Genomic DNA, 14,296 nt, shown 5'->3' with positions numbered 1-14,296 from the left:
GTTAGTTTGAGGTTTGGCCAGCGAACGTAGGAACTGGCCAGAATGAGACTATGCGGGTTCTGTTGATCGAGGATGATACAATTCTTGGTGCGGCCGTGCGCGATCAGATCGCCTCCGATGGACACTCGGTGGACTGGGTCAAACGGCTCGATGTCGCGCGTGACCACATCGCCAGCGCCGCCTATGATCTGCTTCTGCTGGATCTGATGCTGCCCGATGGCCGGGGTATTGGACTCCTGCGCGACCTTCGCGCCAGGGGCGACGTCACGCCGGTCATCATCCTGACCGCGATCGATCAACTGTCCGACCGCATTGAGGGGCTCAATGCGGGGGCTGACGACTACATGGTCAAGCCCTTCGACCTCTCCGAACTGGCCGCGCGGCTGAACGCTGTCGCGCGCCGCTATGCCGGGAACCCCAATCCTCTCGTCCGGATCGGAGACCTGGAGATCGACCTCGCCGCACGCTCGATCCTCCGTGCTGGAAGGATCATCGACCTGACTGCGCGTGAGTGGGCCCTGTTCGAAGCGTTCGTGCAGCGCCCCGGCCAGATTCGGTCCAAAGCACAACTGGAGGAGAGGCTGTATTCCTTCGGGGAGGAAGTGGAGAGCAACACAATCGAGGTGCATATCAGTCGCCTGCGCAAGAAGCTCGGACACGGCGTCATTGAGACCGTACGCGGTGTCGGCTACCGGCTGGGACGTGCCGCGTGACGGCGCCGCGCAGCCTGCAGTGGCGGATTTCGCTATGGCTGGGGTTCGGCGTCGCGCTCCTCTGGATCGTTGCAGCCGTGGTGACAGCGCAAAGGCTGCACCACGAGGTGAACAGAGTGTTCGACAGCGCGCTCGAGGAGACGGCCCAGCGGCTTCTCCCGCTTGCCGTGCTCGATATCCTCGGCCGCGAGGAAGGCGACACGTCCCAGCGTATCGCCACGCTGAGGCAGCACGACGAGTACTTCACTTACGTGGTACGCGATGCGCGCGGTACTGTGCTGCTGCGTTCGCACCGCGCCGATGACGCTGTGTTTCCTCCCATTCACAAGATGGGATTCATCGACACGCCAACCCACAGGGTGTACTTCGACGCCGCGTTGCAAGGCACGATCACAATCGCCGTGGCGGAACCACTTGCCCATCGCCGCGAGGCGGCGAACGAAGCTCTCCTTGGCCTCGCTTGGCCGCTGGTCCTGCTAATTCCCCTCAGCCTTGTCGTCGTGTGGGGCGTTGTGCGCGTCTCGATGGCGCCGGTCAGGAACCTGCGGAGGGGAATCGAAGCGCGCGGCAGTGGCGACCTCAGTCCCATTCCAGCCGCTGGCCTGCCGTCCGAGATCGGGCCGATCGCGGACGCCGTGAACCATCTCCTCGACAGATTGGGCCGCGCTCTGGATGCGGAGCGGAGTTTCACTGCCAATTCTGCGCATGAACTGCGCACGCCTGTTGCCGCTGCGCTGGCGCAGACGCAAAGGCTGATCGCCGAAACGAACGACACCGCCGCCCGCAACCGTGCGCTGCAGATCGAGGAAGCGCTGCGGCGCCTTTCACGGCTGTCTGAAAAGCTGATGCAACTGGCGAGGGCCGAGGGCGGCCGCCTCCAGGGCAAGCAGACGACCGATATCGCAAGCGTCACGAAGATGGTTGCCGACGAAATGATGCGGAACCCCGGTGCAGCCGAGCGGATCGCTCTCGACATTCCGGAAACGCCGGTGCTGGCTGGAATCGATGCTGACGCCTTCGCCATTGTCGTGCGAAACCTCGTCGAGAACGGCCTCAAGCATGGGTCCCCCGACGCGCCAGTAACCGTTGCTCTTTCGCACGGCGGTGTGCTGACCGTTTCCAATGAAGGGCCGCCCGTTCCGCCCGGCCTGCTGACGCGCCTGTCGCAGCCGTTCGAGCGGGGCCGTACCGGCGCCGAGGGTTCGGGTCTCGGCCTTGCCATCGCCAACGCCATTGCCTCCGGCGTCGGCGGCGAGCTGATTCTCACATCTCCATTGCCGGGGCGGCAAAGCGGCTTTGAGGCGAGGTTTTCCTTGCGCAGGCCATCGGGGAGGGAGCGGTCGGAGGCTTCCTCGAACAGACGCTGCTGACGACAAGAACCAAGCGAGTCTTAAAGTCACATACTGTGCGACTGCTCGTAGCGCACTAGCGGTGTCCGGTGCCGGTTCGTTGTTTGCGTTTGATCGACGGCAGGAGAATGGCGAGAGAGCCGGCAAGCAACCCACTGCATCCTGCCAGGAACCAGTCATCCCAGTGGAGCGGCCGCAGATGCAGAAGGGCAGCAATCGACGCGGTCTGCGAGAGGATCACCGCCGACGCCACCGTGATGAGAACGGCTGCAATTGCACTTCGCGATCGCAGCCGGCTGAGCCCCGCCGTGATCGCGGCGGTTGCGAGAACGAGCGCGACCAAAGCCATGGTCCGGGCATGCTCGACATCATGTGCGACACCCAGGCTGCGCACATAGCCGCCGACGACTATGACACCTACGACGCTTCCGACGATGGCGATCAGGGTCCACTCACGCCAATCGAAGAACCGGACTTTCAGATGGCGCTGAATGCTTTCGAGTTCGTCCGACGCTGGCAGCTCCTGAAAGACCAGCAGCGCCACCGGATGAATAATGAGTTCGAGCCAGACGATATGGAGAGGCAGATAGAGCAACGGAAAGCCCGCGAACGGGATCAAGGCGGCCGTCCCCACGAGCGGTATGTGCACCATCAAGAGAAAGGCAAAGCTCAGCTTGAGATTGTGGAACAGTTGGCGGCCCTCGGCGATGGCCCGGACGATGGTGCGGAAATTGTCATCGAGCAGGACGATGGAGGCCACTTCGCGCGCGGTGCGGGTTCCGCGCTCGCCCATGGCGATCCCGACATCGGCGCCCTGGAGAGCAGGGACGTCGTTCACGCCATCGCCGGTCACTGCCACGATCTCGCCATAGGATTTCAGCGCGCGCACCAGGTCCAGTTTTTGCGAAGGCATCGCCCGCGCGACCGCGTCGAGTTCCTGGATCCCGCGCTGGCCGTGCCGGCTCAATCGCCCGGCGAGATCGGTTCCCTCGATGACGACCGGGCTATCGCCGCCGATTCCTGCCTCGCGGGCAATGGCGCGGGCGGTTGCCACATGGTCTCCCGTGACCATGATCACGCGGATGCCGACCGCCCGCGCCTTGGCAACAGCCTCCCGGACGCCTTCCCGAACAGGATCTTCAAACGCCAGTAGACCGGCGAAACAGTAGCCCTGCTCGGGTTCGCCGCCCGACCACTGGACGAATCGCCTGTAGGCCCCGGCGATCACTTTGTGGCCACCAGCAGCGAGTTCCTCGGTCTTCTTGATCCAGGCCGTGCGTTCAGCCCTGGATACTTTGCTCATGCCAAGGATCGTCTCCGGCGCGCCCTTTGCGGCAATCACCACCGTACCGCTGTCTTCGCGAACCGCACCGACCTCGCGCCGGCGGTCTTCGGTGAACGGAAAAGTCGCGAGGCGCTCGCCGGGTTGCAGGCGAATTCCCCCGAGAATCGTCATATCCATGGGGTCGCCGCTTTCGGCTCGCGAGGCAATTGCCGCGACTCGCCGAAGTTCGTCTGGGGCATGGCCGTCCGCGGGCAGGAGATGGGTCAACCGCAGCCGGCCTTCCGTGATCGTGCCGGTCTTGTCGGAGCAGATGCAGGTGATCCGCCCGATATTCTCAACGACGACTGAGCGCCGCACCAACGCCTGCCGGCGCGCCAGCCTATAGACGCCAACACCGAGGAAGACAGCGAAGACCACTGGAAATTCCTCTGGAAGGGCGGCCACGGCGAGCGTGACGGCGCTCATGAACGCGTCGACGATTCCAAATCCCTGGTACAACCGGGTTGCCGCGAGGGCGACACAGACGACGAGGGCCGCCACGACCAGCACGGTGACGAGGTTTTTGATTGCGTCTTGTAACGGCGTTTTCTCGTGTTGGCCTTCCCGAGCCGAGCGGACGATCTCGCCGTAAAGTGTTTCGCTACCGGTGGAAATGATCCGCAGGCGCGCCTCGCCGGTCAGAAGCCGAGTGCCTGCAGCTCCGCAGAATTCGCCATCGACCGTCACTTCGCCTTGCTCGGCCGTGGGCCACCTGTAAGGGTGCTTCCTCACCGGCATGGCCTCACCAGTCAATGCCGATTCGTCGGCTTGCAGATTTGCTCCGGCGACGATGAATCCGTCGGCGGGGAAAGGCTCTCCTGCAGGAACGATGGCGAGATCGCCGGGAACGATATCAATCGCCGCGATCTTCGCGACGACACCCTCTCTCAGGACCTGCGCTGTGGAAGCGAGCCGCCCCGCCAACCCTTCCGCCGTGGCCCGGGTGCGCCGGTGGAGGTAGGCATCCATGCCAGCGATGGGTAGCAACGCCAGCCCGAGGACGACCGCTTCGGTGTAGTCGCCGAGGGCCGCGAACAGCAGCGCCGTTGCCACAAGAAACCACAGCATAGGGTCGCGCGCGGTGTCGTGAACGATGTCAGCCCATCCGGATCTCTGGTCACGCAGGATGTCGTTGGCGCCGTATAGGCGCCGCCGCTCTTCGACCTCTAGGGACGTCAGACCGCGATCGGCGTCTGAAAGGCCGGCAACACGGTCGATCTGGAAGACGCGTTTCATTGCAGTCCAAGGCTGTTGGGAAGGAACAGCGCGATCGGGCCGTCGAGCGCCGGCATGATGCTCATCGCATCGACGAAGCCGTACGTCCCGAGGTCGGGCGCCACAAGATGAAGCATGTGGACGAGGCCCGCCATGTAGGGGGCTGACAGCAGAAGCCCGCTGCACACCACCAGCGCCACCCACTTCCATGGATCGTGAGTGACTTCGTTGGTCATCACGCCTCCGACTTTGTGGTTGCGGCAATCATTTGAAGACCGATTGCACGATAGCGAGGCACATGCCAGCATTGAGTGGTCAACACAGGTCGATCCAACCAAGCGGCGGGTGATGCCCTCGCTTGTACAAGGCCGGGTAGCCTGCGGGAGGATACTCGCCGCGCCGCCATGTCTGGCGCTTTTGGTACCATCTTCAGGGCCCCGGGGCGCAAAACCGTAGCCGCCCTCTCGTGAGCCGATCACTCCCAGTCTTACTCTCGGCGTTTGCGGCCCGTAATCATCGCGCGAGCGAGATTCTCGCGATGGACGAAGCTCGCCAGGACGACGCCCAGGATATGAACGATAACGAGGGCGAGAGTCACGTTGGCGAGTACCTCGTGGATCTCCTTGAAGGCGCTCTCGCGCTTCTTGCGCTGCTTGCCCTCGTCCTCATCTCCGTTGGAGGCCTTGGCGGCGCCAGCCGCTGCCGCCGAGGACCCTTGTGTGTAGAATGGCGCGAGCGGTCCGGCGCCGCGATCCTCCGCATACAGCACGAGGCCTGACGCCACGGTCCCAGCCAAGAACAGCAGAAGCGCGACCACCATGGCGCCGCCAGCCGGGCTGTGCCCAACATAGCGTCTGGCGCTGAACCGAAGGAGATCCCAGAGATAGGCAAACGCCGTGCGCGGCCCGCACACGAAGTCGGCAAAGCGGGCATGGCGCGGCCCCACGAACCCCCACGCCACGCGCAGCAGCACCAGCGCGCCCACGACATACCCCGCCCACACGTGGACGGTCAGCAGATCATCCTCGGTGAAGTAGGCGATCAAGAAGCCAATGGCGATTGCCCAATGTGCCACCCGCACGAACGGGTCCCACACTTGTATCTCGATCGGCTCCTGTAAGGTTCGACCTTGGGTGGTCATCGCTCGGGTCTCCAAAGGCGCGCGCGCCATGGCATCGCGCTCGGGTTGGTCGTCACGGTGTGTTGAAGGTGCACATCATGGCACCTGTACCGAGGAGCGCATCCGCCTTCTGCTTCTGCTCCGGCGTCAGCACGGCATAGAGTGCCTCGGTCGCCGGTTTGAGCGCTTTCAGCGACTCCGTCATGCCTTCCATTGCCTTGATATGGGCGTCCATGCGAGCAACCGCGGTACCGGATCGCATCGCTTGCTTCATGGTTTCGCGCATGTTCTCCATGGTCGACGCCCGGGCCTTCACCGCGCCGGCATAGGAGTTCCACGCCGCCGACTGCGCGTCCGTGACGCCAAGCTGCGCCCTTATATGGTCGAGGTGGTTGTCGAGAGCGGGACCGTACATCATTCCCATAGGCCCCATTCCCATCATGCCTTGGGCCTGGTGGCATTGGTCCATCATGCCTTGCCGCATCATGCCCTGGCCCATCTTGCCGGAGGGCGGCTGCTGCGCCTGGGCGACGCCTATGGCCACCGAGATAGATGCTGGCAGTAGGGCACTGCCGACAAAGCGCCTCAGAGAGACGAGCATTGCTGGTCTCCTTTCTGGAGCTCCCTTTCTCATTGCATCGCGTGAAGGCGGCCTTGATCTGTATCAACAGCCCTCATGCGATCCTCCTCGCTGCGAGGAGTGAGACAGGAAGGCGCCGCGACGGAAGGCGCTCCCAGCCTTCTCTACCTTGTCGTGGCCACTGGTTGTCCGTGCTACGTGGCACTGCGGTGATGGCGCCGCCGGATTCCTTTATTGCGCCGCCGATCCAGACCGAAAGCAGCCTGCTAGAAGAGATGCCAGTCACTTTGCAGCCCAATTGCGCTAAGCTTGGCCCTGCGACGCCGCTTCAGTGGTGGGTCTGGAGCACCATGAATTTGAGAATCAGTGCCTATGATTGCGACCGGGCTCGCCGCGGCGCCGACTTGATCCGACATACCGGTCGGCTCCGGTGGTTCTCTGTCCTCTGCCAAGCCCGTGATGATTGTCCCGCTCGCGCGAACGACCCGCAGCCATGAGAGAGAAGGAACTCCGAATTGCCCTGGTGTGCTTCGGCGGGGCATCGCTGGCCATTTACATGCACGGGACCACTAAGGAAATCCTGAAGCTCGTGCGCGCATCGAGCGCCTTGCATGCAATCCAGAATCGCAGCGAGCGCGCCAAGGCTTCGTTCTTCGACAAGTTTGACCCTGCCGACCCGGAGTATGACACCGAAGGTGCCTATTTCGACCTCTTGCGTGATGTCGGCCGTACGGTCGAGCTTCGCGTCGTCGTTGACATCATCGCCGGCGCCTCGGCTGGCGGAATCAATGCCGCTATGCTGGCGAGAGCTCTGAGCCACGACCTGCCGATGGGCAGCCTGCGCGACCTGTGGCTCGACGGCGCTGACATCGGCGAGCTTCTGGCGCCAGAGGCACGCGCCGGCGCCTGGAGCAAGTGGTTCCTCAAGCCAGCCGTCTGGGCGCTGGGAAAGACCACCGCCGGGCGCTCGGTCGTCGATCCCGAACTCCGCCGCAACCTGTCGCTTTTCGTGCGCTCGCGCTGGTTCAAACCGCCGCTCAGTGGAGCGCACATGGCGGAGCTGCTGTACGACGCACTGGCCGCGATGGGGCCGCCGCGGGACCGTCTGGCATCTCTGCTGCCTTCCGGCCATACACTCGACCTGTTCATCACTCTCACCGACCATTACGGCTATGAGCAGCTGGTCCGCATCCACCAACCACCATTGATCCACGAGCGCGAGCACAGGCACGTGTTGCGGTTCCACTACGGAAGGCGGCCAAACGGCGACGTAGAGAGTGATTTCGATTTGCCGGGCGTGCCGGGCCTCGCGTTCGCCGCGCGCGCGACATCATCGTTCCCCGGTATGTTCCCGCCAGCCCGGATCGTCGAAATGGACTCGATGCTGGCGCGCAAGGGTATCCACTGGACCGGCCGCGCCGATTTCATCTCGCACAATTTCGCACCCTACATAAGGTTGAACGTCGACCCAACCGCCGCCCACTTCATCGACGGCGGTGTGCTCAACAATCGGCCATTCCGCCAAGCCATCTCGGCTATCAGAGGGCGCCCAGCCCATCGCCAAGTCGACCGGCGGCTGGTCTATGTCGACGCTGACCCTGCGGGCAAGGGGGCGCCGGCGCGCCACAGCGAGCCTGGCTTCTTCACCATGCTGAAGGGCGCCCTGTCGGACCTGCCGAGCACGCAGCCGGTGACCGACGAACTGAACTGGGTAGATGCGTTCAACGATCGGATCGATCGTTTGCGCGAGATCATCGAAGAGGCCCGGCCGCGAGTTGTGCACCTTGTCTCGAGCATTGTGACTGTGCCGTTCGACGCATACTTGACGGCGGCACAGGTCGGCGTGTGGCGAAAGGAGGCGAACCTGCGCGCCGCTCGCGATGCCGGGTTCGCCTACGAAGGCTATGTCGGGCTTAAACTCGCCTCAGCGCGCACCTTCGTCTCCGGTCTGATTGCCGACCTGCGAGGCGTGCCGCACCGCTCGCCGCTAGGGTACACGATCGCATCAATCGTCGACGCGTGGGCCGCCGCTACGGGCCGGCACTACGATGGCCGCGGCGAGCCACCGGCCCGGTCGGACGCCGCTAGTGCCGGCGTGCCACCAGCGCGATGGGTTGGGTTCCTGCGCGCCTTCGACATCGACTATGCCAGACGGCGCCTGCATTTCCTGATCGAGGGACAAAACCGTCTTTACCAGATGCTCGACCAGCCGCCATTCGAAGGCTTCGACCCGACCGCCGTCGATAAGCTGAAAGGGGCATTTTACGATTGCCTTGGCCGGCTGGAGCACCGGGTGGGCGCCCTGTCTGACGAATCGGAGATCCGCGACTTAGTCGAGCGGCTTTTCCCGGCCGCACCGCCAGTCAGTAGCACAGAGGATGATCGACGCCGTGCTCGGCAATTCACCGAGCGCTATCACGACGAACTCGACCTGCTGATCGAGCGGCTAGCGGGCGCGATCAATCTCGAAGCGTGCTCGACCGACATCGATACGCTTCTCGCCGAGACGGATCCGAGCCAGTGGAATGTCCACGCGCGCCGCGACATCTTCGTTAGCTACCTGGGCTTCTCGTTCTGGGACGTGCTTACATTCCCGATGATGACCGGGCACGAGAGCGGTGAGTTCAACCGCATCCTGGTCGACCGCCTCAGCCCAGAGGACGCCCGGAGCCTCGGTAACTTCAGTGGATCCGCGAGCCTCAGGGGAGTGGGCTTTCGGCATTTCGCTGCCTTTTTCTCGCGCACATACCGGGAGAACGACTACCTGCTCGGGCGTCTGCATGCATTTGACCGGCTGGTCGACATAGTTTGCGACTCGGCGGGGATCGATGTGCACCGCCGGGACAGCCCAGCATGGGCGTGGAAGAAAAAGGGGTTCAGGACAATCCTGGACGCCGAGGAAAGCCACTTGCCGAACAGCGCTGCTCTAGTCGCGGCGCTGCGCAAATCCGTCGACGAACTGTGACGCGTTTGCGGACGAAGGGTTCGAACCCTCGCCCCGACCTTGGCAATGGCCTATTCCGAGGACATAGCGCAGGTTAGAGTTGGACCGTGTCCGACATCCTAGGACAGTCTGACGCCAACCTCAGAGTGCCCCAGGCAGTATGTAATTCTCACTTTCATCCATGGCGGGACACCCCATACGATTCGAACGTTTGACGTTCGCCTTCGCAGGCAACGCCGATCCAGGGGAGAAAGCCCGCGCCACGCTCTCCTCGCAACCAACACCTGCAACTGAAAAGCCTACGCGGCGGCGCGAAACAGGCCGCAGTAGCTCGCTACCGCCAAATCACCGTTGGGAGCGGCAGATCGCAATTTGAGATCTATGCCGGCCCCCGCAACCATCTCATCTTGGGGACCAAGTTGCGTAACTCAGCTGCCCTCACGGGGCGGCTGTCTCGTGCTGGGGGAGCTAAAATCGCGGCAACACAACCGTCTGGATCAATCCACCCTCGGGACGGTTTGCGAGCGTGATGTCGCCGCCATGGCCACGCAGGACAGAGCGAGCTACGGTGAGACCGAGGCCCGTACCGCCGGTTTGACGGTTCCTTGAGCGGTCGACGCGGTAAAAGGGGCGGAACACGTCCTCGAGTTCCGTTTCCGGAATGCCCGGCCCGTCATCCTCGATCGCAACTACAAGATCTCTGGCCTTCGCGGTAAGCCTCACATCGACTCGATGGCCATACTTCACAGCGTTTTCCAAGACGTTGCGCAACGCTCGTTTGAGTGCCGTTCGTTGCCCACCGATTTCGGCGCACTCCGGGCCGGAGACTGTCACCGCATATCCCGATTCAATCAAATCCACCATGATTTCGTCGAGCAGCCCGCGTACGTCAACGCGGCCTCGGGGCTCCACCAACGTTTCCTCACGGGCGAACGCCAGCGCGGCGCTGATCATCGTTTCCATTTCGTCGAGGTCCTTGAGCATCTTGGCTTGCTGCTCGGTATCGTCGACAAACTCCGCGCGCAGGCGGAGGCGCGTGATCGGCGTGCGCAGGTCGTGGGAGACGGCCCCGAGCATCTGGACGCGATCCTCGATCAACCGCCGCACGCGCTGCTGCATTTGATTGAAGGCATGTGCGGCCGCACGCAACTCGCTCGGGCCGCTCTCGGGGAGCGCAGGCGCTGCAATGTCCGTCCCGAGCCGGGTCGCCGCGGTCGCGAAGACACTGAGCGGTCGCGTGATGCGGCGCGCGAGCCAAGCAGCGAGTGCTGTGAGGCCAATGCCGGCAACAACGAGCGCCGGCACGATTTGCCCGATCGCCTGCAACGGAAACCAGCCGCCCCGCGTGACGATCTCGAGGCGTGTCCCGTCGGCCAGCGCGACACGCACGACAATGGGCCCATGCGGCGAGGCAAGATGCGCGGCCCGCTCGGCGGAGCCGCTCATCGTGTGACCAAGCGCAAGCACAGCCGCGCCGATCGGTTCGAGCTCGCGTGCTAGCTGGCGCGCGAGACCCTCTGTCCACCAGTCCGGGAAGGTCGGGTCGACCTTGTCCTGCAACGTGAAAACAGCCAGCCCAGACCGAGCCGCCGCCGCATAGATCGTTGGCCGCACCGCGACGGGTGCTTGCTGCGCAATAGCCACCAGCGTTCCGACGCGGCCGACGAGATCCTCGGTGCCGTCGACACCGGGCGGGGCGGCCCGGAGCAATGCGACAGCAACGCCGGATACGGTGACAAGCAGCATTCCCGCGACGAGAACGAGCATCGCCTGCCGCGCCAGGCTTCGCGGCAAGAACCTCACAAGGCCTCCACCCTGGGCGTAAAGACATAGCCGCTGCTGCGTACCGTCTTGATGATCGTCGGCCGCGTCGGATCCAGCTCGAGCTTGCGACGCAGACGGCTGATCTGTGAATCGATGCTACGGTCGAACGCAGTCGCATCGCGGCCGCGCGTCAGGTCGAGCAGTTGCTCGCGACTGAGCACCCGCCCGGGACGCCCCGCAAGAATGGCCAGGAGATCGAATTCCCCGCCCGTCAGCTCCACGTCGGACCCGTCCGGCGCCGTCAAGCGACGCGCGAGTGGATCGAGCTGCCAGCCCGCGAAGCGCAGAGCTCCGCCGGCCAACATGTCGGGCTCGCGTGCTTCGCGGCGGGTGCGCCGCAAGACTGCCTTGATGCGCGCCAGCAACTCGCGCGGGTTGAATGGTTTTGGCAGATAGTCGTCGGCGCCGACTTCGAGGCCGATGATGCGGTCGATCTCCTCACGCATCGCGGTCAGCATGATGACCGGAACGTCGGGACCCGCGCGCAGCTCGCGACAAAGCGCCAAGCCGTCTTCGCCGGGCAACATCAGGTCGAGCACCACGAGATCAATGCGCCACTCCACGAGTGCCTTGTGCATCTCCTTGCCGTCACCAGCAGTGGAGATGCGGAAGCCGTGCTTCGTGAGAAACCTTTCCAGGAGGTTCCGGATCTCGGAGTCGTCGTCGACGACCAACAAATGGGGTCGTTTCTCCATGTCGCGAAATCTACCGCAGCCGCGCAGGCCCCTTCCGTCCAATCTTGTCGCGAAGTGTGGCTGGCTCGTGCTTGGCAACAGTTTGCCAAGAAAATCCCGACCGTGACAACCCGCGAGCACACAAGAACATCAACGCGCGACATTCGGCACCTACTGTGCAGCCTCACCCGCGGCGCGATGGCCGCACCCGAGAGACTTGCGATGACCCTACCGCGAAGCAGGACTGCATCTCCGGAAACCCGTACGAGCACGCCGCATGAGCGTCGCGCGTGCGGATACCAGCCCGATCCGCATCTGGCGACCCGATATGACGCTGCAGCGCCACACTGGCACCTCCGCATGCACCGATTCGGTTATACGAGGGCGTATGCACACCTGTTCACCAGGTTGCGGGCGGCGGGATGGTTTCAGTCGTTGGGTTCCGGCGGCCGGGTACTCGACTGCGGGATCGGCACCGGCATCCTGAGCCTCACGCTTGCCGAAGTGCTGCCCGTGCGCGAAGTCGTCGGTTTCGATGTCGCACCCCGCATGCTGCGCGAAGCGAATGCGAATCTCGCCGCGGCCGGCATTGCCTCTGAGATGCACTGCGTCGACGCGCACCGGCTAGCGCAAGACGACGCATCCTTCGATGCCGCGGTGTCGGCGCACATACTGGAGCACCTGGTGCATCCCCAGCAGGCAATCGCCGAGATGGCGCGCGTGCTGCGGCCGGGAGCGCCGCTTGTGATCGTCGCGACGCGCGACGGTCTCACGGACCGGTTGATCCGGTTGAAGTGGCGCCACGCGCACATCGTCGCCGAGCAGCCCATCGCGTGGATGCGCGCTGCTCGCCTGGAAAACATCGCGGTCTTTGACATCGGCGGCGCCTTTTCGCCGTCGCACTGGTTGAGCCGCGTTCTCATCGGAAGGAAACCATGAAAGGCGACAGCATGAACAGAGCCCTACGCGCATACGAGAACGCAACCACCGGGGACGTGCCTCTTTTTCTGCTGCGCATGTTCCTTGGCGTGCTCAATGTGGCCACCGGCCTCGGCAAAGGGCTCGACATCCCCGGATTCGGCGAGATTATCGCGACCTATCACCTCGGCCTGGCGGACCAGCTGCTGATTCCGATCGCATTCGTTATCGCTGTCGGGGAGCTTGTGCTCGGCGGGTGGCTGCTCGCCGGTTGGCGGCTTGCGGCTGCGGCGCGTGGTTCGATTGCACTGAACGCCGGATACTGCCTACTGCTGGCTAGTGCGTTGTGGCGCGGACTGGCGCTAGAGAACTGTGGGTGTTTCGGTGTCTTCCTGGCGAGTCCGTTGCGGTGGTATTCGCCGCTAGAAAGTCTGGCACTCGCCGGCGCGGCATATCTGCTGCTGAGGCTTGCGCGCAAGTGACCGGGGGTTTCTGCAAGTCATTGGCCGCGCTCACCTCGGCGACTTGTCTATACGCGGCGCTCGGCGCGTGCGCAACCATGCGACCGGAGGCGCCGTCCCGAGCGGCCGATCCGATCGATGTCTCCACGCACATCGAGGTCGATGGCGCGCGCCTTTACATCGAGGTCCGCGGCGATCATGCCGATGCTCCCTTGTTGGTTTGGCTGCATGGCGGGCCCGGCGGGGCAGAGCGCCCCTTGTTCCGCTATTTCAACGGTGACCTGGAACGTCGATTTCTTGTCGCCTACTATGACCAGCGCGGCGCGGGACGCTCATTCGATCCCAAGGCCTCGGCGGCATCGCTGACGATCGCGCGACATATCGCAGATCTCGATCGTGTCCTCGAACACCTGCGATCGCAGTATCAGCGCGATCGTGTTCTGATCATTGGCCATTCGTGGGGCGCAGCCCTCGGAATGCTCTATGCCAGGGCACACCCCGAAAAGGTCCTCGGGATTGTCTGCGTGGCACCCGTCGTCTCGTTCAGCGAGCAAATTCAGCGGGAATACGCGTACGACTTGGCTGAAGCGACACGACGCGCCGATCGCCGCGCCCTAAAGGAATTGCGGGCGATCGGGCCGCCGCCGTATTCAAACCCAGATCCGGTGATCCGGCTTCAGCGAGTGACGGAACTCTATCACGGCGTCGCGTTCAAGCGGCACAACCACACAGCCATCGCACTCGAAGGCATTGTCCGGGGACTGGTGACGCCGTGGGAAATCGTTCGCATCGTCCGCGGCATGCACCAGTCGCTCGAAGCCATGCACCAGGAACTGCTCGTCTTCGATTTGCGGCGAGAGGTCGCAAGCCTGGATGTCCCGGTGTTCTTCTTCCTCGGCCGTTACGACCGCCACGTGGACGCCGACCTTGCGGCGGAATACTTTGAAACACTGCAGACCCCGAAGAAGCGCATCATCTGGTTCGCGCAATCCGCGCACGACATTCCTTTCGACGAGCCAGCGGCGTTCAACCGGCGCGTCATCGAAACGTTCACCCAGTTGGACGACAACCCCCAGTATTGAGGTGTCAGGAGCCCAAGCATGAGAATTTACGTAACAAGCGTGTTAGTAGATGATCAAGCCAGAGCACTCGACTTTTACTCTACCAAACTAGG

At 63.5% G+C, this 14,296-nt stretch carries 12 protein-coding genes; 6 read left to right on the top strand and 6 right to left on the bottom strand.

From position 1 onward, the window contains the following. The first annotated feature begins 50 nt into the window (after positions 1-50). A complete protein-coding gene (locus AB7O82_RS30910) occupies positions 51-713 on the top strand; it encodes a response regulator (RefSeq protein WP_428543543.1) in 663 nt (220 codons plus the stop codon). Further along, complete coding sequence (locus AB7O82_RS30905; protein WP_428543545.1) at positions 710-2,083, top strand: ATP-binding protein; 1,374 nt, start codon at positions 710-712, stop codon at positions 2,081-2,083. Before AB7O82_RS30910 ends, AB7O82_RS30905 begins: the two co-directional genes overlap by 4 nt. A 55-nt stretch (positions 2,084-2,138) precedes the next feature. On the opposite strand, the gene AB7O82_RS30900 is transcribed toward AB7O82_RS30905, so the two are convergent. The 4 genes from AB7O82_RS30900 to AB7O82_RS30885 all read right to left on the bottom strand — a co-directional run bounded on the left by AB7O82_RS30900 (position 2,139) and on the right by AB7O82_RS30885 (position 6,208). Further along, entirely contained in the window at positions 2,139-4,622 is a 2,484-nt protein-coding gene (locus tag AB7O82_RS30900; protein WP_428543547.1) for a cation-translocating P-type ATPase, read from the bottom strand. Next, entirely contained in the window at positions 4,619-4,837 is a 219-nt protein-coding gene (locus tag AB7O82_RS30895; RefSeq protein ID WP_428543549.1) for a hypothetical protein, read from the bottom strand. Before AB7O82_RS30895 ends, AB7O82_RS30900 begins: the two co-directional genes overlap by 4 nt. 251 nt (positions 4,838-5,088) lie before the next feature. Continuing rightward, positions 5,089-5,742 carry a cytochrome b/b6 domain-containing protein gene (locus tag AB7O82_RS30890; protein ID WP_428621016.1) on the bottom strand — a complete coding sequence of 218 codons (654 nt, stop codon included), beginning with the start codon at positions 5,740-5,742 and terminating at the stop codon, positions 5,089-5,091. Positions 5,743-5,794: 52 nt separating this feature from the next. Continuing rightward, a complete protein-coding gene (locus tag AB7O82_RS30885; protein ID WP_428621014.1) occupies positions 5,795-6,208 on the bottom strand; it encodes a Spy/CpxP family protein refolding chaperone in 414 nt (137 codons plus the stop codon). Positions 6,209-6,794: 586 nt separating this feature from the next. Here AB7O82_RS30885 and AB7O82_RS30880 point away from each other — a divergent pair. Continuing rightward, complete coding sequence (locus AB7O82_RS30880; RefSeq protein ID WP_428621012.1) at positions 6,795-9,266, top strand: patatin-like protein; 2,472 nt, start codon at positions 6,795-6,797, stop codon at positions 9,264-9,266. 447 nt (positions 9,267-9,713) lie between these two features. Here AB7O82_RS30880 and AB7O82_RS30875 read toward each other — a convergent pair whose 3' ends face one another. Then, positions 9,714-11,012: an ATP-binding protein gene (locus AB7O82_RS30875; RefSeq protein WP_428621010.1), complete on the bottom strand. Its 1,299-nt coding sequence runs from the start codon at positions 11,010-11,012 to the stop codon at positions 9,714-9,716. Between the two features lie 32 nt (positions 11,013-11,044). Then, positions 11,045-11,764, bottom strand: a complete 720-nt coding sequence (locus AB7O82_RS30870) for a response regulator (protein WP_428621008.1) — start codon at positions 11,762-11,764, stop codon at positions 11,045-11,047. Here AB7O82_RS30870 and AB7O82_RS30865 point away from each other — a divergent pair. Genes AB7O82_RS30865 through AB7O82_RS30855 form a run of 3 tightly spaced genes read left to right on the top strand, consistent with a single transcriptional unit; the run spans position 11,747 to position 14,204 of the window. After that, positions 11,747-12,682: a class I SAM-dependent methyltransferase gene (locus tag AB7O82_RS30865; protein WP_428621007.1), complete on the top strand. Its 936-nt coding sequence runs from the start codon at positions 11,747-11,749 to the stop codon at positions 12,680-12,682. The two genes, AB7O82_RS30870 and AB7O82_RS30865, sit on opposite strands and share 18 nt — an antisense overlap. Then, the gene (locus tag AB7O82_RS30860) at positions 12,679-13,143 is read left to right on the top strand and encodes a MauE/DoxX family redox-associated membrane protein (RefSeq protein WP_428621006.1); all 465 of its coding nucleotides are present in this window, start codon (positions 12,679-12,681) and stop codon (positions 13,141-13,143) included. The genes AB7O82_RS30865 and AB7O82_RS30860 overlap by 4 nt, the downstream gene beginning before the upstream one ends. Beyond that, positions 13,140-14,204: an alpha/beta fold hydrolase gene (locus AB7O82_RS30855; protein WP_428621004.1), complete on the top strand. Its 1,065-nt coding sequence runs from the start codon at positions 13,140-13,142 to the stop codon at positions 14,202-14,204. Before AB7O82_RS30860 ends, AB7O82_RS30855 begins: the two co-directional genes overlap by 4 nt. Positions 14,205-14,296: the final 92 nt, after the last annotated feature.

It is taken from the genome of Reyranella sp. (genome assembly GCF_050185545.1).
GTDB lineage: Bacteria > Pseudomonadota > Alphaproteobacteria > Reyranellales > Reyranellaceae > Reyranella.
The sequence above is the reverse complement of the archived record's forward strand: the minus strand, read 5'-3'. Positions and strand labels throughout refer to the sequence as shown.

What these genes read in the sequence shown, in the direction of transcription:
- AB7O82_RS30870 (WP_428621008.1), bottom strand. Translation starts at nt 11,764, where the DNA reads ATGGAGAAACGACCCCATTTGTTGGTCGTCGACGACGACTCCGAGATC.
- AB7O82_RS30860 (WP_428621006.1), top strand. Translation starts at nt 12,679, where the DNA reads ATGAAAGGCGACAGCATGAACAGAGCCCTACGCGCATACGAGAACGCA.
- AB7O82_RS30910 (WP_428543543.1), top strand. Translation starts at nt 51, where the DNA reads ATGCGGGTTCTGTTGATCGAGGATGATACAATTCTTGGTGCGGCCGTG.
- AB7O82_RS30885 (WP_428621014.1), bottom strand. Translation starts at nt 6,208, where the DNA reads ATGATGCGGCAAGGCATGATGGACCAATGCCACCAGGCCCAAGGCATG.
- AB7O82_RS30890 (WP_428621016.1), bottom strand. Translation starts at nt 5,742, where the DNA reads ATGACCACCCAAGGTCGAACCTTACAGGAGCCGATCGAGATACAAGTG.
- AB7O82_RS30875 (WP_428621010.1), bottom strand. Translation starts at nt 11,012, where the DNA reads ATGCTCGTTCTCGTCGCGGGAATGCTGCTTGTCACCGTATCCGGCGTT.
- AB7O82_RS30880 (WP_428621012.1), top strand. Translation starts at nt 6,795, where the DNA reads ATGAGAGAGAAGGAACTCCGAATTGCCCTGGTGTGCTTCGGCGGGGCA.
- AB7O82_RS30865 (WP_428621007.1), top strand. Translation starts at nt 11,747, where the DNA reads ATGGGGTCGTTTCTCCATGTCGCGAAATCTACCGCAGCCGCGCAGGCC.
- AB7O82_RS30895 (WP_428543549.1), bottom strand. Translation starts at nt 4,837, where the DNA reads ATGACCAACGAAGTCACTCACGATCCATGGAAGTGGGTGGCGCTGGTG.
- AB7O82_RS30900 (WP_428543547.1), bottom strand. Translation starts at nt 4,622, where the DNA reads ATGAAACGCGTCTTCCAGATCGACCGTGTTGCCGGCCTTTCAGACGCC.